The organism is Kitasatospora sp. NPDC059648 (assembly GCF_042734825.1).
Classification (GTDB): domain Bacteria; phylum Actinomycetota; class Actinomycetes; order Streptomycetales; family Streptomycetaceae; genus Kitasatospora.
Genome location: NZ_JBHWDU010000072.1, coordinates 15,215 through 32,880, shown reverse-complemented (window position 1 = coordinate 32,880; position 17,666 = coordinate 15,215). Strand labels below are relative to the sequence as shown.

At 74.0% G+C, this 17,666-nt stretch carries 9 protein-coding genes; 4 read left to right on the top strand and 5 right to left on the bottom strand.

The window, feature by feature from the left end:
* The first annotated feature begins 303 nt into the window (after positions 1-303).
* Positions 304-2,310: an alpha-L-fucosidase gene (locus ACFV1W_RS30845; RefSeq protein ID WP_380420556.1), complete on the top strand. Its 2,007-nt coding sequence runs from the start codon at positions 304-306 to the stop codon at positions 2,308-2,310.
* A gap of 207 nt (positions 2,311-2,517) precedes the next feature.
* On the top strand, positions 2,518-4,551 hold the full coding sequence (locus tag ACFV1W_RS30840; RefSeq protein WP_380420555.1) for a beta-galactosidase trimerization domain-containing protein: 2,034 nt from the start codon (positions 2,518-2,520) through the stop codon (positions 4,549-4,551).
* On the opposite strand, the gene ACFV1W_RS30835 is transcribed toward ACFV1W_RS30840, so the two are convergent.
* Both ACFV1W_RS30835 and xylB read right to left on the bottom strand, forming a co-directional pair.
* Positions 4,552-5,709 (bottom strand): ROK family protein, encoded by a 1,158-nt coding sequence (locus tag ACFV1W_RS30835; RefSeq protein WP_380420554.1) that lies wholly within the window; start codon positions 5,707-5,709, stop codon positions 4,552-4,554.
* A 72-nt stretch (positions 5,710-5,781) separates the two neighbouring features.
* The gene (gene xylB / locus ACFV1W_RS30830; protein ID WP_380420553.1) at positions 5,782-7,212 is read right to left on the bottom strand and encodes a xylulokinase; all 1,431 of its coding nucleotides are present in this window, start codon (positions 7,210-7,212) and stop codon (positions 5,782-5,784) included.
* A gap of 97 nt (positions 7,213-7,309) precedes the next feature.
* Between xylB and xylA the strand changes: the two genes are divergently transcribed.
* Together xylA and ACFV1W_RS30820 are read left to right on the top strand one after the other, a co-directional pair.
* A complete protein-coding gene (xylA, locus tag ACFV1W_RS30825; protein WP_380420552.1) occupies positions 7,310-8,482 on the top strand; it encodes a xylose isomerase in 1,173 nt (390 codons plus the stop codon).
* A 216-nt stretch (positions 8,483-8,698) separates the two neighbouring features.
* A complete protein-coding gene (locus ACFV1W_RS30820) occupies positions 8,699-11,551 on the top strand; it encodes a glycoside hydrolase family 2 TIM barrel-domain containing protein (RefSeq protein WP_380420551.1) in 2,853 nt (950 codons plus the stop codon).
* 58 nt (positions 11,552-11,609) lie between these two features.
* Here the strand turns inward: ACFV1W_RS30820 and ACFV1W_RS30815 are convergent, their stop codons facing one another.
* The 3 genes from ACFV1W_RS30815 to ACFV1W_RS30805 all read right to left on the bottom strand — a co-directional run bounded on the left by ACFV1W_RS30815 (position 11,610) and on the right by ACFV1W_RS30805 (position 17,577).
* Entirely contained in the window at positions 11,610-13,592 is a 1,983-nt protein-coding gene (locus ACFV1W_RS30815; RefSeq protein WP_380420550.1) for a TIM-barrel domain-containing protein, read from the bottom strand.
* Between the two features lie 305 nt (positions 13,593-13,897).
* Entirely contained in the window at positions 13,898-16,180 is a 2,283-nt protein-coding gene (yicI, locus tag ACFV1W_RS30810) for an alpha-xylosidase (protein ID WP_380420549.1), read from the bottom strand.
* Entirely contained in the window at positions 16,177-17,577 is a 1,401-nt protein-coding gene (locus tag ACFV1W_RS30805; RefSeq protein WP_380420548.1) for a GH1 family beta-glucosidase, read from the bottom strand. The genes yicI and ACFV1W_RS30805 overlap by 4 nt, the downstream gene beginning before the upstream one ends.
* Between the last annotated feature and the right edge of the window lie 89 nt (positions 17,578-17,666).

Genomic DNA, 17,666 nt, shown 5'->3' with positions numbered 1-17,666 from the left:
AATGCGTAGTCCCCCGGGCGACCGGAGCGCGATGTCGGGCCGACGACAGACGGAGCCGGGTCCTCCGAGGAGCCGGGGGGAAGTGCAGAAGAGCCGTTGTGGGCTGCGGCGTTGACGACCGAAGGCCGGACGGAGCGCCCTCGGCCAAGGTCGACCCCGGCCTGACGGTCCAGGCCGACTGCCCGTATTCATCGGATATTTCACTGTCGGGTGCCTTGACAGGCCGCTCCGCTCGCCGCGATACCTGTACCTGACTCGCCGAGTCCAGCCCGGAGCGGGCAATCCAGGACATACGGAGCATCCATGTCAGGACCCATCAGCCGGAGAAGTGTGCTCGCCGGCCTGGCGGCCTCCACCGTCGCCGCCTCCACCGTCGCCGCCGCCGGGCCCGGCGGCACCCCGGCCGCAGCCGCCGAGGCCGCGCTGCCCCTCGTCCCGCTGCGCATCCCGAAGCTCGACCAGGGGACCTGGCAGCAGCCGGACAGCCGCGTCCAGTGGATGCGGGACGACAAGCTGGCCATGTTCGTCCACTGGGGCGTCTACGCCGTCCCGGCCCAGGGCGAGTGGTACATGTTCGCCTCGAAGACCGGTCCGACCGCGTACCGGTCGCAGTACGCCGACACCTTCGCCACCCGGTCCCGGCCCTACGACCCCGCTGCCTGGGCGCAGCTCGCACGCGACCTCGGGGCCGGGCACGTCGTCCTGACCGCCCGTCACCACGACGGCTTCGCCCTGTGGCCCACGGCCCACCCCGACGCCTGGTCCACCGCCGCAGCACCGTTCCCGGCGGGCACGGACTTCGTCAAGGGCTATGTGGACGCCCTGCGCGCGGCCGGCCTGCGGGTCGGGTTGTACTACTCGCCGATCGACTGGCGCTACCCCGGCTACTACGACGTGACCGGGACGAAGCCCCCGAGCCCCGCGCTCGCCTCCGAATGCGTGCTTCCGGGCAGCCCGTACCCGTGGAACTGCGAGGGCTCCGATCCGGCCGGCTTCGACTACCACGAGAGCGCCAGGACCATGAAGAACGAGGTGTACCAGTCCGTGAAGGAACTGGTCACCGACTACGGCGCGGTCGACGACGTCTGGTGGGACGGCGGCTGGCTGGCGCAGCAGGGCACCGACGCGGACGGGTCCTTCTTCTGGGAGCCGGGTCAGTACCGCGACCCGGGCAACAGCTGGCCGGTGGACGCCGCGTACGGCGACACCGAACCCGGCACCGGCAGGCCGCTCGGGCTGACCGGCCTGGTACGCCGGCACCAGCCCGACGCCCTGACGACCCCGCGCTCCGGGTGGGTGGGCGACTACGACGTGGAGGAGGGGCCCGCCGTGCCGACCGGGCCGATCCGGTTCGGCCGCCTGGTCCAGAAGGCGTTCAGCGTCGGCGGCGCCTGGGGGTACAGCGGGGACAACGCCATGTCCTTCCCCTCGGCGATGGCCGTGCTGGTCAACTCCTTCGTCCGCGACATGTGCGTGATCGTCAACGTGGGCCCGGACGCGACCGGCGCCGTCCCGAGCACCCAGGCGGCGCTGCTGCGCCGGCTCGGCGGTTTCATGCGCGCCAACCGGGAGGCGCTGTACGGCACCCGCGGCGGCCCGTGGAACCCGGTGGACGGACAGTACGGCTTCACCTTCTCCGACCGGACGGTCTACGCGCACCTGCTGGCCGGGTACGGCGGCGGCAGCAGCTTCACCACCCCCGCGCTGGGCGACGCGCAGGTCACCGCGGTCTACGACGGGGTCTCCAGGAACCCGCTCCCGTTCGGCGCGGCCGGCGGGAACTGCGTCACCATCACCGGCATCGACCGCACCCGCTACCCCGACGACACGGTCGTGGCGATCGTGCTCGACCGCACGGTGGTCCCGGCGGACATCGCCCGCGGCTGCCCGGCCACGGCCGACAGCGTGGAGGCCCGGCACGGCAACCTGGCGGCCAACGCGGTGGACGGGGACACCTCGACCCGCTGGTGCGCGGCCGACGGCGGCACCGGTCACTGGCTCCGGCTGGACCTCGGTTCGATGCGCCCGGTCACCGGAGCCCGGATCGCCTGGGAGCTGCCCGGGAAGGCCTGCCGCTTCCGGATCGACGGCTCGGCCGACGGCGCCTCCTGGTCGACGCTCGCCGACCTGACCGGGAACACCGCCGCCGCGCAGGTGCAGACGGCGGGCTTCACCGCCCGGACCCGCCACGTCCGGGTGACCGTCACCGGTCTGGACTCCGGCGCCTGGGCCTCGATCCGCTCACTGGAGGTCTACGACCGCCCCTTCGTGGACCCGACCGCTCCGGCCTCCACCACTGCCGCCCTCTGACCCGCCGGGTGTGCGACACCCGCGGGTGTCGCGCACCCGGCAGGCGGAGCCGCGGCCTGACCTCCCATGTCCTGGACGAGAGCAGGCCACGCACGGGAAGGCACTGCGCCGCCGCCTCCTCGAACTCACCGCACTGACAGGGCAATTCGCAAATCACCCCGCCAGCCCCCTGGACGCCCCGGCGAACGCCTCCTATAAATCGATCCCATGACCCCAGACGATGTGAGCGCTCACACCATGGACCTCTTCCCTCGGCGCACCGTGCACCTGGACTTCCACACCGGCCCCGACATCCGCGACGTCGGCCGGGACTTCGATCCGGTGGCCTTCGCCCGGACCTTCCGCGATGCCCACGTGGACAGCGTCACCGTCTTCGCCAAGTGCCACCACGGCCACCTGTACTACGGGACCGACCGGCCCGAGCGCCACCCCGGCCTCGCCCCCGGCCTGGACCTGCTCGCCGAGCAGGTCGAAGCCCTGCACTCGGTCGGCATCCGCGCGCCGATCTACCTCTCCCTCCAGGTCGACGAGTACGCCGCCCGCGAGCACCCCGAATGGGTCGCGCACGACGAGAACCTGAAGATCGCCCGCTGGACCCCTTCGGCCCTCCGGGCGGGCTGGAACATCCTCGACATGTCGAGCCCCTACGCGGACTACTTCGCCGACCAGCTGGACGAGGTGCTGCGGCGCTTCGCCCCGGTCGACGGCATCTTCGTCGACATGTGCTGGAGCCAGCCGAGCCTGAGCCGGTGGGCGGTCGACGGGATGCGCCGGGAGGGCCTGGACCCGACGGACGCCGACCACCGGGCGCGCTACGCCGACCTGGTGGCGCAGCGCTACATGGCCCGCTACTCGGCGATGGTGGAGAAGGCCCTTCCGCCGGACGCCGTGCAGGGCGTCTTCTTCAACGGCCGCCCGAAGACCCGGCTGCCGCAGGAGCGGCAGTTCATGCGGCACGTCGAGATCGAGGGGCTGCCCACCGGCGGCTGGGGCTACGCCTTCCTCCCGTACGTGGCCCGCTTCGTCCGCCCGCTGGGGATGCCGACCCTCAGCCACACCGGGCGGTTCCACGAGAGCTGGGGCGACAACGCCGCCCTCAAGCCCCGGGCGGCGCTGCTCTACGAGAACAGCCAGATGCTCAGCCACGGCCTGACCAGCGGCGTCGGCGACGTGCTGCACCCGCGGGGCGTACCGGCTCCGGCGGTGTACGAGCTGATCGGCTCGGTGTACGGGCACATCGAGGAGTGCGAGCCGTTCGTCGAGGGCGGACGGGTCGTCAGTGAAGTCGCGCTGGTCGTCGACCCCGCCCTCGGTGACCACCCCGGCGCGAGCAACATCGGCGCCGTACGGGCGCTGCAGCAGCTCCGCGTCCAGTTCGACGTGGTGCCGCCCACGGCCGACCTGGGCGGCTACCGGGCCGTCGTGGTGCCGGAGTCCACCCCCGTCGACGACGGCCTGGCCGAGCGCCTGGGCGCGTACCGCCGGGCCGGCGGCGCCGTGCTGCTGGTCGGCCCCGCGCTGCTCAGGAACGGCACGGAGCCGGCCCTGCCCGACCTCCCGGTGGAGGGCCTGGCCCCGGCCCCGGCCGGTGAGGTGTTCCTCGCCTGCCAGGGCGTGCCCGGGGTCCCGGAGGACTTCCCGGTGATCGGCCACGGCTCCCGGCTGACCGCCCGCGCGCTGCCCGGCGCGGAGGTGCTGGCCCGGGTCGTCGCACCCTACTTCCCGCGCTCCTGGGACCGCTTCTGCGGCCACTCCTACACTCCCCCGGCCGACCCGACCGAGGAGGTGGCCGTCGCCGTCGGCGACGGGGTGGCCGCGGTGGCCGTCCCGCTGCTGGAGGCCTTCCACGACCACGGCCTGGAGGCGTACCGCCGGCTGCTCGGCGCCGCCCTGGACCGGCTCCTGCCGGACCCGCTGGTCCGCGCGGGCGGACCGGTCCACCTGGAGACCACCGTCGTGCGGACCGGCACCGGCACCGTGGTGCACCTGACCAGCTTCGTCCCGTCCCGGGAGACCCCGGAGCTGGACCTGGTGCACGACCCGTTCCCGCTGGTCGACGTGCCCGTCTCCGTCCGGCTCGCCGCCGCGCCGCGCTCGGTGCGGCTCCAGCCCGCCGGGCAGGAACTGCCCTGGGAGCACGACGGCGAGTACGTCCACGTGCGGGTCACCACCGCGGACGGGCACGCGATGGTCGTGGTCGAGCACGACCTCCCGGACGGGCCGTCCGGTACGGCCTCCTGATCACCCGGCGGGAAGGAGGGTCGGGTCCGCCATGATGCGGCGGACCGTCGTCAGCGCCGCGCCCAGCAGGGGCCCGCGCCGCCCGAGTGCCGACGGGCGCAGCGTCTCCGCGGCCCAGGGCCGCACGGTGACCCGGGCGGCCAACTCGGCGCACACGGAGGGCAGCAGCCATCCGGCGAGTTCGGCGTAGGCGCCGCCGAGGACGAGGCCGTCCGGGTCGATGAGGTCGACGGCGGACGTGAGGGCGAGGCCGAGGGCACGGCCCCCGCGGTCGAGGGCCGCCAGGGTGGGCGCGTGTCCGTCGGCTGCCCGCTCGGCCAGCAGGGCGACCGGGTCGCCCGGGCCGTGCTGCGCGAGACCGGCCCCGCGCAGCACGGCCGCCTCGCCCGCGTACTGCTCCAGGCAGCCCCGGGCGCCGCAGGCGCACTCGGGGCCCTCCGGGTGCACGGGTATGTGGCCGAGTTCGCCGGCGAAGCCGCGGGCGCCCCGGAACAGCCTGCCGTCGATGACCAGGGCGGCGCCGATCCCGGCCCCGGCGGAGACGTGCACGAAGGTCTCCGCCGGGGCTCCGGCGCTCCAGTACTCGGCCAGCGCCCCGAGGTTGGCCTCGTTCTCCGGCTCGGGCACGGTCTCCGGGTCCGGCCAGTGGTCGGCGATCCCGACGGTGTGCCAGCCGAGGTTGGGCGCGCGCTCGACCAGTCCGCGGGGTTCGTTCGGCACCACGCCGGGCACGGCCAGGACGCGGCCCTCGACGCGCAGCCCGAGGGCCGCGGCCTCGTCCTCCGCCTCGGCGGCCAGCGCGGCGAGTTCCGCCAGGACCGTCCCGGCGGGCCGGCCCGCGTTGGCCCGTTCCACGCGGCGCCACAGCCGCGGCTCGCCGCGCAGGTCCGCGACGCACGCGCCGAGGTGGCCGACGCCGATCTCCAGGCCGAGGCCCGCCGGGCCGTCGCCGCTCACGGTCAGTGCCCGTCCGGGTCTGCCGACCCGTCCGCTGGCGGTGGCCGCCGCCTCCGTCACGGCTCCGCGGCCGATCAGCTCGTCGACCAGCGAGGAGACCGCCGCCCTGGTCAGACCGACCCGGCCGGAGACGTCCGCGCGGGAGAGCGGGCTGTGCGCGGCCACCGCGCCGAGGACCACCGCGAGGTTCTGGCGGCGCATGTCCTGTAGCGACGCGGGTCCGTTCTCCGCGCTCCTGCTCGCCCTGCCGACCACCGCCACGTGCCGCTCCTCCTACCGGTCCCCGGCCGGGGCTCCCTGCAAGGCCCCGGCCCGACGCAGGGTATCGCCGATCCGCGTGAGCGCGTCCTCGTCCCTCTCCACCGGCTCCAGCACCGGGCCGTGGGCCGTCCGCCAGCGGCGCGCCACGGCGTCGGCCGGCTCGCCGGTGAGCAGTGCGGCGGCCTGGGCGGCGGCGCCGAGCGCGACCAGTTCCCGGGCGTCGGGCACCTGGACGGCCCGGCCGGAGAGCCGCAGCACGGTCCGCTGCCAGGCCCGCCCACGGGCGCCGCCGCCGATCAGCAGCAGCGGCGCGTCGCCCGCCGGATCCGCGCCGCCCGCGCGCAGCACACCGTCCAGGGCGGCGAGCAGGGCGTGGGCGGCGCCGTCGTAGGCGGCCTGCAGCAGCTGCCCCGGCGTGGTGTCGTGGCGCAGCCCGTGGACCAGGCCGGAGGCGCCCGGGAGGTCCGGCGTGCGCTCGCCGTCCAGGTAGGGCAGGACGACGGCGGTGCCGCCCTCCTCGACCTCGTCCCGGCCGCGTCCGAGGAGAACGGCGAAGCGGTCGACGGCGAGGGTGCAGTTGAGCGTGCAGGCGAGCGGCAGCCAGCGGCCGAGCGCGTCGGCGAAGCCCGCGACGGTGCCGGTCGGGTCGGCGGGCCTGTCGTGGCCCACGGCGTAGACGGTGCCGGAGGTGCCGAGGCTGAGGACCGGCTGCCCGGGGAGCAGACCGAGCCCGAGGGCCGCGGCCATGTTGTCGCCGGTGCCGGTGGCCACCGGCGCGCCCGCGCGCAGCGGCGTGCCCGGGCGGACGGCGCCGGCCCGCGCGCCCGGCGCGAGGACCCGGGGCAGCAGGGCCGGGTCGAGTCCGATGCGGGCGAGGACGTCGTGGTCGTAGCCGTCCGGCCCCCACCAGCCGGTTCCCGAGGCGTCGCCCCGGTCGGTGACTTCCTGACCGGTCAGCCGCTCGGTCAGGAAGTCGTGCGGGAGGCGGACGGCGGCGACGCGCTCGGCGGCGGCGGGCTCGGCGGCGCGCAGCCATGCCCACTTGGGGGCGGTGAAGGCGGCGGTGGGGACGCTGCCGGTGCGGCGGGCGAGCTCCGCCGCTCCGATCGCGGCCGCCAGCCCGGCGGCCTGGGGCGCGGACCGGACGTCGTTCCAGAGCAGCGCCGGGCGGACCGGCGCCCCGCTCGCGTCGAGGGTCACCAGGCCGTGCTGCTGGCCGGCGACCGAGACGGCGGCCGCACGGTCCGCCCAGCCCGTCGCCGCCGCGGCCTCACCGAGCGCCCGCCACCACTGCTCGGGATCGCTCTCGCGGCCGGCACCCGTGCTGACGGTGTGCGGGACACGGCCCTGGCCCAGAACGGTGCCCGTGTCGATGTCGACGGCGAGGGCCTTGGTGGACTGCGTCGAGCTGTCGAAGCCGATCACGACACGCTGCTCAGCCATGCGTTCCTCCGGTGCGGGGGTTCCTTCCGACGTTCCGGCATACTAATTTGTTGAGAGTCCTGACAAACACCCCCTGGCACTGATCCGGAGCCGCGCCATGTCCAGCGACCCGCTCGTCCCCACTCCCGCGCACAAGTTCACCTTCGGCCTGTGGACCGTCGGTTGGCAGGGGCGCGACCCCTTCGGCGACGCGACCCGCCCCGGCCTCGACCCGGTCGAGACCGTGCAGCGCCTGGCCGAACTCGGCGCCTACGGCGTCACCTTCCACGACGACGACCTGATCCCCTTCGGCGCGGGCGACGCCACCCGCGAGGAGAGCGTCAAGCGCTTCCGCGCCGCGCTGGACGCGGCCGGGCTGAAGGTCCCGATGGCGACCACCAACCTGTTCACCCACCCGGTCTTCAAGGACGGCGCCTTCACCGCCAACGACCGTGACGTACGGCGCTACGCGCTGCGCAAGACCATCCGCAACATCGACCTGGCCGTCGAACTCGGCGCCTCGGTCTACGTCGCCTGGGGCGGACGCGAGGGCGCCGAGTCCGGCGCGGCCAAGGACGTGCGGACCGCACTCGACCGGCTCAAGGAGGCCTTCGACCTGCTGGGCGAGTACGTCGAGCAGCAGGGCTACGACCTGCGCTTCGCGATCGAGCCCAAGCCCAACGAGCCGCGCGGCGACATCCTGCTGCCCACCGTCGGCCACGCCCTGGCGTTCATCAACGAGTTGGAGCGTCCCGAGCGGGTCGGCCTCAACCCGGAGGTCGGCCACGAGCAGATGGCCGGCCTCAACTTCCCGCACGGCATCGCCCAGGCCCTGTGGCACGGCAAGCTGTTCCACATCGACCTCAACGGCCAGTCCGGCATCAAGTACGACCAGGACCTGCGCTTCGGCGCGGGCGACCTGCGGCAGGCGTTCTGGCTGGTCGACCTGCTGGAGTCGGCCGGCTACGACGGCCCCCGGCACTTCGACTTCAAGCCGCCGCGCACCGAGGACTTCGACGGCGTCTGGGCCTCGGCGGCCGGCTGCATGCGCAACTACCTGCTGCTGGCCGAGCGCTCCCGCGCCTTCCGGGCCGACCCGGAGGTCCGGGCCGCGCTCGCCGCCTCCCGCCTGCCCGAACTCGCCCTCGCCACGGCCGAGGACGGCCTGGCCGGGCTGCTGGCGGACCGCTCCGCCTTCGAGGAGTTCGACGTGGACTCCGCGGCCGGCCGTGGCATGGCCTTCGAGCAGCTGGACCAGCTCGCCCTCGAACACCTCCTCGGCGCCCGCTGATCGGTGCCGGGCCCGGCCGGGTCGTGCAGGCAGCACGACCCGGCCTCCGCGGCGGCCGGCAGCTATGGTGATCGTCGTGATCGCCCGACGTGGTACCGAGGGGCCGCCCCTGTGCCGCGGTTCGGTCCCCGGCACGCCAGGAGGTGAAGCAGTCCGTTGTCGACCCGCCCGTCCGCCTCGCCCGTCAGCACGGATCACGCAGGGAGCGCCAAAGCGATGACCAACGACTACCTGGAAGACCACTCCCCGGGCCGCGGAGCCATGGCGCCCCGCGCCTGGTACGCCTCGTCGAGCGCCAGGAGCCTGTCACTGAACGGAAGTTGGCTGCTGCGCGTCTCCCCGACCGCCGACGCCCAGGACGAGTCCTTCGCCGCGCCCGGATTCGACGCCGACGACTGGGCGCAGGTGACCGTCCCCGGGCACTGGGTCCTTCAGGGCGACGGCGCCTTCGGCCGGCCCGCGTACACCAACCACCTGTACCCCTTCCCGGTCGACCCGCCGCGCGTGCCGACGGAGAACCCGACCGGCGACCACCTGTACCGCTTCGACCTGCCCGAGGACTGGCCGGCCGACGGCGGCGCGGTGCTGCGCTTCGACGGTGTGGAGTCCTGCGCCCGCGTCTGGCTCAACGGCACCCGGCTCGGCGAGTTCAAGGGCTCCCGCCTGCCGCACGAGTTCGCCGTCGGCCACCTGCTGAAGCCGAGCGGCAACGTGCTCGCGGTACGCGTCCACCAGTGGTCGGCGGGCTCCTACCTGGAGGACCAGGACCAGTGGTGGCTCCCCGGCATCTTCCGCGATGTCACCCTGCGGCACCGCCCGGAAGGCTGCGCGGGCGACTTCTTCGTGCACGCCTCCTTCGACCACCGCACGGGTGAGGGCACCCTCCGCGTCGAGTCCGACACCGCCGGGCGGGTGTCCGTGCCGGCCCTGGGCATCGACGTCCCGACGGGAGCCGCCGTCACGGTGCCCGTGCGGCCGTGGTCCGCCGAGGTACCGACGCTGTACGACGGCGAGCTGGTCACCGCCGGCGAGCGCGTGCCCCTGCGGATCGGCTTCCGCACCGTGGAGCTGGCCGACGGGCTGATCAAGGTCAACGGCACGGCGGTGCTCTTCAAGGGCGTCAACCGCCACGAGTGGCATCCCGAGACGGGGCGTGCCCTGGACCCGGAGACCATGCGCCGGGACGTCCTGCTGATGAAACAGCACAACATCAACGCCGTCCGCACCGCGCACTACCCGCCCCACCCGGCCTTCCTCGACCTGTGCGACGAGTACGGCCTGTGGGTCGTCGACGAGTGCGACCTGGAGACCCACGGCTTCACCGAACAGGACTGGCGCGGCAACCCCGTCGACGACGACCGCTGGACACCCGCCCTGCTCGACCGGGCCGCCCGTACGGTCGAACGCGACAAGAACCACCCCTCGGTCGTCATCTGGTCGCTGGGCAACGAGGCCGGCACCGGACGGGGCCTGACCGCGATGGCCGAATGGATCCACCACCGCGACCCCTCCCGCCTCGTGCACTACGAGGGCGACCCGAGCAGCCGCGACACCGACGTGTACTCACGGATGTACGCCGGACACGCCGAGGTCGAGCAGATCGGCCGGGAACTCGACGGCGGCACCCACAAGCGCCGCCGACTCCCCTTCATCCTCTGCGAGTACGGCCACGCCATGGGCAACGGCCCCGGCGGGCTCGCCGAGTACCAGCGGCTGTTCGAGACCTACGACCGGCTGCAGGGCGGGTTCGTCTGGGAGTGGATCGACCACGGCATCGCCCACCCCCGGCTCGGCTACGCCTACGGCGGCGACTACGGCGAGGAACTGCACGACGGCAACTTCGTCTGCGACGGCCTGCTCTTCCCCGACCGGAGGCCCTCCCCCGGTCTGCTGGAGTACAAGAAGGTCATCGAGCCCGTCCGCATCCACGGCGACGGCACCGACGGCACCGTGACGGTCACCAACGGGTACGACTTCGCCGACCTCGCCGCACTGGCCTTCGAGTGGTCGTACCAGGTGGACGGCGAAACGGTCGAGACCGGCCCACTGCTCGTGCCGGAGCTCGCGCCCGCCGAATCGGCAGGGTTGAAGCTGCCGCCGCCGCCCGCCGGCCACGGGACCGGTGAGGCCCAGTGGACGGTCCGGGCGGTGCTGGCGGCCGACACCGCGTGGGCCCCCGAGGGGCACGAGGTGGCGTGGGGCCAGTTCCCGGTGGCCGAACGGCCGCGGCCGGTCCTCCTCCCCGCCTTCGGCCCCGTCGCGGCCGACGGCGCGATCACCCTCGGCCCGGGCCGGTTCGACCCCCGTACCGGTGCGCTCAAGGCCATCGGCGCCGTCGAGGTCAGCGGCCTGCGGCTGGACGTGTGGCGGGCGCCCACCGACAACGACGAGGGAACCGACTGGCTGACCGGCACCCGCACCGCCGCACTGTGGCGAGACGTCGGTCTGCACCGCATGCGGCACCGGCTGGACGCGGTGGAACTCGGTGAGGACGCGCTCACCGTACGGACCCGAGTGGCCCCGGCCGCCCGGGGGTTCGGCCTCGACACGGGCTACCGCTGGACGAGCGACGGCGACCGCCTGCGGCTGACCGTGTCGGTGCGGCCCGACGGCGAATGGCCGGTGCCGCTGCCCCGCCTCGGCGTGCGGCTCGCGCTCGCCGCGGCGGACGAGGTGCGGTGGTTCGGCGCCGGCCCCCACGAGGGGTACCCGGACACCAAGGCCTCCGCCAGACTCGGCCGCTACGAGTCCACGGTCGACGGGCTGCAGACGCCCTACGTGCGCCCGCAGGAGAACGGCGCACGGGCCGACGTCCGCTGGGCGGAGATCGGCGGCCTGCGCATCGAGGGCGACCCGGCCTTCTCCTTCACCGCCCGCCGCTGGACCACCGAGCGGCTCGACGCGGCGGCCCACCTCACCGACCTCACGCCCGGCGACGCCGTGTGGGTCAACCTCGACCACGCCCTGCACGGCATCGGCACCGCCTCCTGCGGGCCGGGCCCGCTGCCCCGGTACCAGCTGCGGGCCGAAGGGGCGGAGTTCTCCTTCGTCCTCTCGCCGCTCCGCTGACGGACGCGCCCACGAACCACCCGGCGCGACCGGCCGGTCGCGCCGGTCGTGCGGGGAGTCAGCCGAAGAGGTCCGCGACCTCGGCCCCTTCCCGCACGAAGACCGGGAGGCGTTCCAGCGGGGCGTCCGCGTCGAGGGTGCTGCCTCCCTCCAGCACGCGTCCGGTGACCGGGTCGAGCCAGCGGGCGCCGGACGGCAGGTACACCCGGCGGGCCCGGGCGCCCGCCTCGTACACCGGTGCCACCAGCAGATCGGGGCCGAGCAGGAACTGGTCGTCCACCTCCCAGGCGCGCTCGTCCCCGGGGAAGCCGAAGAACAGCGGACGCATCGGCGGGGCGCCGGTGCGGTGGGCGTCCTCGGACAGCCTCCCCAGGTACGGCCGCAGGCGCTCGCGCAGCAGCAGGTGGTCGCGCAGGATGCGGTACGCCTCCTCCCCGTACGACCAGACCTCGTTCGGGCCGCCGGTCATGTCCGTGGAGAAGGCGGGGTGGTTGGGCTCCCGGTCCCCGTGCAGCCGCATCACGGGGCTGAAGGTGCCGTACTGGAACCACCGGACCAGCAGTTCACGGTAGGCGGGGTCGTCCGGGTCGCCGCCGAAGAAGCCGCCGATGTCGGTGTTCCACCAGGGGATGCCGCTCATCGCGACGTTCAGCCCGGCCCTGATCTGGCGCCCGAGCGAGTCGAAGGTGGTGGGGATGTCGCCGGACCACAGCAGGGCCCCGTACCGCTGACTGCCCGCCCACACGGAGCGGACCAGCGACAGCGGCCGGTCCTCGCCCGCCGCGCGCAGGCCCTCCGCCACCCCCCGGACGTGCTCCAGCGGGTAGAGGTTCGCGGCCTCGGCTGCGGGCCCGGCCGCGTACACGGCGCGCTCGGCGAGTCCCGGGGGCAGGTCGGGCTCGCAGGCGTCCAGCCAGAAGCACGCCACGCCCGGCGAGCGGTAGTTGTCGTTCAGCCGCTGCCACAGCGCGGCGCGGGCGCCGGGGTGGGTGGCGTCGTAGTACGCCATCGGGCGGACCAGCGCGTCCCCGCCGAACCGGGACGGCCACGGGAAGGTCAGCAGGCCGCCGTCCGCGTCCCGTACCAGGTGCCCGGCCGAGCGCATCCCGTCGTACGCGTCACTGCCGGGCTCGACGGTGGGCCACACCGAGACGGCGAGCTTCACCCCGAGGTCCGACAGCTCCTCGGCCATGGCGGCGGGATCGGGCCACTCGCTCTCCTCGAAGCGCCAGTCGCCCATCCTGGGCCAGTGGAAGAAGTCGCAGACGATGACGGACAGCGGCAGTCCGCGTTCTCCGTACTCCCGTGCCACCGCAAGGAGTTCGTCCTGGGTGCGGTAGCGCAGCCGGGACTGCCAGAAGCCGGAGGCCCACTCGGGGAGCAGGGGCGGGCGCCCGGTGGCCCGGGTGTAGGAGTCCAGGACCTGGGCCGGGGTGTCGCCGGCGGTGATCCAGTAGTCGATGCGCCCGCCGGCGTCGGCGGTCCACCGGGTGGCGTCGGCGCCCAGTTCGACGCGGCCCGTGGCGGGGTTGTTCCAGAGCAGTCCGTAGCCGCGCGAGGAGTGCAGGAAGGGGACGGCGGCCACGGTGTTGGCCTGGACGAGGTCGATCACGCATCCCTTCTGGTCCAGGCGACCGTGCAGGTGCTGCCCCAGGCCGTGCAGCCGTTCACCGTCGTAGGCCTCGAAGGACTGTTCGGTCCGGCCGCCCGCCGCATGGACGCGGGAGCCGGCGTGGTGCGCGTGCGGACTGCGCTCGGCGAGGAGTTCGCGCCCCGAGGCGGCGTGGCGGAACCCCAGTCGGCCGTCCGCCGAGGCCTCGACGGCGATCCGGCCGTTGACCAGGCGGGCGCAGCCGGTGTCCGAGACGGACGGTTCGGCGTGCGGGCTGGGCGAGGGGGCCTCCAGCGCGCCGGGGGCGGCGGGGTCGACGGTCCCCGGGGAGGCCCGCACCCGGACGGCGTCCGGCCCCCAGGGCTCGATGCGGAGGAACTCCGCGGCGGTGTGCCGTTCCAGACCGCCCGCGCGGATGCTGTAGGACAAGGTGGTTCCCCGTTCTTCTGGTGGTCGTGGGTACAACCGGAGCACCGGCGCCCCGGGCAGCAGGGCGAGCCTGACCACGGGCGGCCGTCGTCCAGCAGGACGCGGTGGGCGCTGTTGAACCAGCCGTCGGTCAGCTCGTGGTCGAGGCGGCATCCCACGCCGGCGGAGCCGCGCAGCAGTGCGTCGAGTGCGGCGGGCATGAGGTGGCGTTCGGTGCGGCTCTGCGCGGGCAGCTCCGGGCTCCGGGGGAAGGGCGGGACCCCGGGCGTCCACGCGGCGCGGGGCCCCGCCTTCGGGGGCCGGCGTCAGGCCCGGTAGGGCAGCTCGGCCTCCAGGGTGCCGGCCGGGCTGACGTGCAGGGCGCCGTCCGGACCGCCGGTGCGCAGCTGCCACGGGTGCGGGCTGTCGGTGGCCACCCGGAGGCGGTCGCCGGTGCGGCGCACGTGGAAGCGGGCGGTCTCGCCGGGGCCGTCGGAGCGCGGGATCACGACGGTGCGCTCGGCGCCGTCGGCGAAGGCGTGGACACGCAGTTCGACGCCCTCCGCCCAGGCGGAGACCGGGCGCTGGTCGTCCGCGCCGAGCGGGATGACGGAGTCGGGGCGGGCGAGCAGCGGCAGGGTGTGGAAGCCGTGCTGTTCGCGCACCCAGCGCGGCCCGGTGACCTGGTCGCCGGTCAGGAAGTTGGTCCAGGCGCCCTCCGGCACGTAGTACTCGACCGTGCCGTCCTCCGTGAAGACCGGGGCGACGAGCAGGTCGTCGCCGAGCAGGTACTGCCGGTCGAGTGCGGCGGCGGCCGGGTCGTCCGGGAACTCCAGCACCATCGCGCGCATCACCGGGAGGCCGGTGGCGTGCGCCTGCTGGGCCGCGCTCTGGAGGTAGGGCGCGAGGCGGTGCTTGAGGAGGGTGAACTCGCGGGTGACCTCGACGGCCTCCTCTCCGAACTCCCACGGCACCCGGTAGGACTTGCTGCCGTGCAGCCGGCTGTGCGAGGAGAGCAGACCGAACTGCGTCCAGCGCTTGAAGACCGCGGGTGTCGGGGTGCCCTCGAAGCCGCCGATGTCGTGGCTCCAGAAGCCGAAGCCGGACAGGCCGAGGGACAGCCCGCCGCGCAGCGACTCCGCCATGGCGTTGAAGTGCGATTCGCAGTCGCCGCCCCAGTGCACCGGGTACTGCTGGCCGCCCGCCGTGGCGGAGCGGGCGAACAGCAGGGCCTCCCCCTCGCCCCTCACCTCCCGGAGCAGTTCGAACACCGTCCGGTTGTACAACTGGGCGTAGTAGTTGTGCATCCGCTCCGGGTCGGAGCCGTCGTGCCAGACCACGTCGGTGGGGATGCGCTCGCCGAAGTCGGTCTTGAAGCAGTCCACCCCGATGTCCAGCAGGGCGCGCAGCTTGTCGGTGTACCAGGCTCGGGCGGCCGGGTCGGTGAAGTCAACCAGGGCCATGCCGGGCTGCCAGAGGTCCCACTGCCAGACGCTGCCGTCCGGGCGGCGCACCAGGTGGCCCTCCCGCACGCCCTCGTCGAACAGCTCCGACTTCTGCGCGATGTACGGGTTGATCCAGGCGGAGATGCGCAGGCCCTGCTCCTTGAGCCGGGCCAGCATGCCGGCCGGGTCCGGGAAGGTGTGCGGGTCCCACACGAAGTCGCACCACTGGTACTCGCGCATCCAGAAGCAGTCCAGGTGGAAGACGCTGAGCGGGATGCCGCGCTCGGCCATCCCGCCGACGAAGCGGTTGACGGTGGCCTCGTCGTAGTCGGTGGTGAAGGACGTGGTCAGCCACAGGCCGAGGGCCCACGCCGGGGGGAGCGCGGGGCGGCCGGTGAGCGCCGTGTAGCGCTCCAGGACCTGCTTGGGGGTGGGGCCGTGGACGACGAAGTACTCCAGCGACTGGTCCTCGACGCTGAACTGCACCTGGCCGACGGCTTCGGAGCCGATCTCGTAGCTGACCTTGCCGGGGTGGTTGACGAAGACGCCGTAGCCCCGGTTGGTCAGGTGGAACGGGACGTTCTTGTACGCCTGTTCGCTGCTGGTGCCGCCGTCCGCCTGCCAGACGTCGACCACCTGGCCGTTGCGGACGAACGGGGTGAACCGCTCGCCCAGGCCGTAGACCAGTTCGCCGACGCCGAGGGCGAGCTGTCCGAGCATGTGGTGACGGCCGTCGGCGTCGGTGACGAAACCGGTGCCGCGCTCGCCCACCGTGGTGAGCACGCGGCCGCCGGCGGTGAACTCCAGTTGCCAGGGCTCGGACGTGTCCACCCGCAGCGTCAGCTCGCCGGAGGCCAGTTCCACCACCTCGCCGTCCCGGCGCACCTTTCCGCTGCCCCGGGCCGCTCCGGGCAGTGCGAACTCCGGTCCGCGCCGCACCGCGCCGGCGTGGTGGGTGGCGCGCACCCCGATCACCCCCTCGGCCGGGGACCAGCACTCGACGGTCAGCAGTGGGCTGTTGAGCGTGTCACCGCGGCCGCGCACGTGTCTGACGGGCGCGTAGAGGGTCATCCGGTCCTCGCCGGTGCGGACGTCGGCGACCTCGGTGGCGTAGCGCGCGGTGACACCCGGGCGCATCAGCCAGTAGCCGTCGGTGAACTTCATCGGGCAGATTCCTCCGTCCGCGCACGGTGCGCGGTGATCAGGCCCCGGTACCAGTGGTAGCTGTCCTTGGGGGTTCGGGTCAGGGTGTCGAAGTCGACGCGGACCAGGCCGAAGCGCTGTTCGTAGCCGCGGGCCCACTCGAAGTTGTCCAGCAGGGACCAGACGTAGTAGCCGCGCACGTCGACACCGGCCGCGACGGCGTCGGCGACGGCGGCGAGGTGGCCGGCCAGGTAGTCGATCCGTTCCCCGTCGTGGACCAGGCCGTCCGGGGTGACGCTGTCGGCCTCGGCGGAGCCGTTCTCGGTGATCCAGACCGGCGGGAGCCGCGGGTAGCGGGCGTCGAGGTCGCGGAGCAGTTCGGTGAACGCGGACGGGACGACGGGCCAGCCCATGGTGGTGAGCCGGGTGCCGTACGGATTCGGTTCGGCGACGCCGATGTCCACGGCGGTGCGCAGTTCGCGGTCCTCCGCGCGGTGCGGGGCGGCCTCGACGGTGATCGGCCGGTAGAAGTTGATGCCGACGAAGTCGAGCGGCGGCCCGATCAGTCGCAGGTCTCCCGGCCGGCGCCAGGGGCCGTCGGCCAGGCCCTCCCAGGTCTCGGCCTCGTGCTCGGGGTAGCGTCCGGCGAACAGCGGCTCGGTCCAGACCTCGTTGTGCAGCACCTCGGCCCGGCGCAGCGCGGCGAGGTCCTCGGGCCGGTCGGAGGCAGCGTGCAGGCGGTCGAGGTTGAGGGTGATGCCCACCTGGCGGGCACCGGCGGCGCGCAGCTCCCGCACGGCCAGGCCGTGGCCGACCAGCAGGTGGTGGGCGGCCGCCAGGGCGCCACGGCCCTCGCGGGCGCCGGGCGCGTGCCGGCCCTCGGCGTAGCCGACGAAGGCGGAGCAGAACGGCTCGTTGAGGGTGGTCCAGCGCTCGACCCGGTCCCCGTACCGGTCGGCGGCGACGTTCGCGTACTCGGCGAAGGCCTCGGCCGTGTCCCGCACCCGCCAGCCGCCGCGGTCCTCCAGGGCCTGCGGCAGGTCCCAGTGGTAGAGCGTGGCGGCGGGCGCGATCCCGGCGGCCAGCAGCTCGTCGATCAGCCGGTCGTAGAAGTCCAGGCCCTTCGCGTTGATCTCGCCGGTCCCCCGCGGCAGCAGTCGCGGCCAGGAGATCGAGAAGCGGTAGCCGTCGACGCCGAGCCCGCGGAGCAGGGCGAGGTCCTCGCGGTAGCGGTGGTAGTGGTCACAGGCGGTGTCGCCGGTGGCCCCGCCGCGGGTGCGGCCCGGGGTGTGGCTGAAGGTGTCCCAGATGGACGGGCCCCGGCCGTCCTCGTCGTGGGCGCCCTCGATCTGGTAGGCGGCGGTGCCGGCGCCGAACCGGAAGCCGGGGGGCAGTTCCGGGAAGGCCGAGGTGCTCATGCTCCCGCCTCGCTTCGCTCGGCAGGGGCACTCGCCCACGCGCGCCGGCTGGTGGTTCGCTCACTGCGTTCGCTCATGCGTCATGCCTC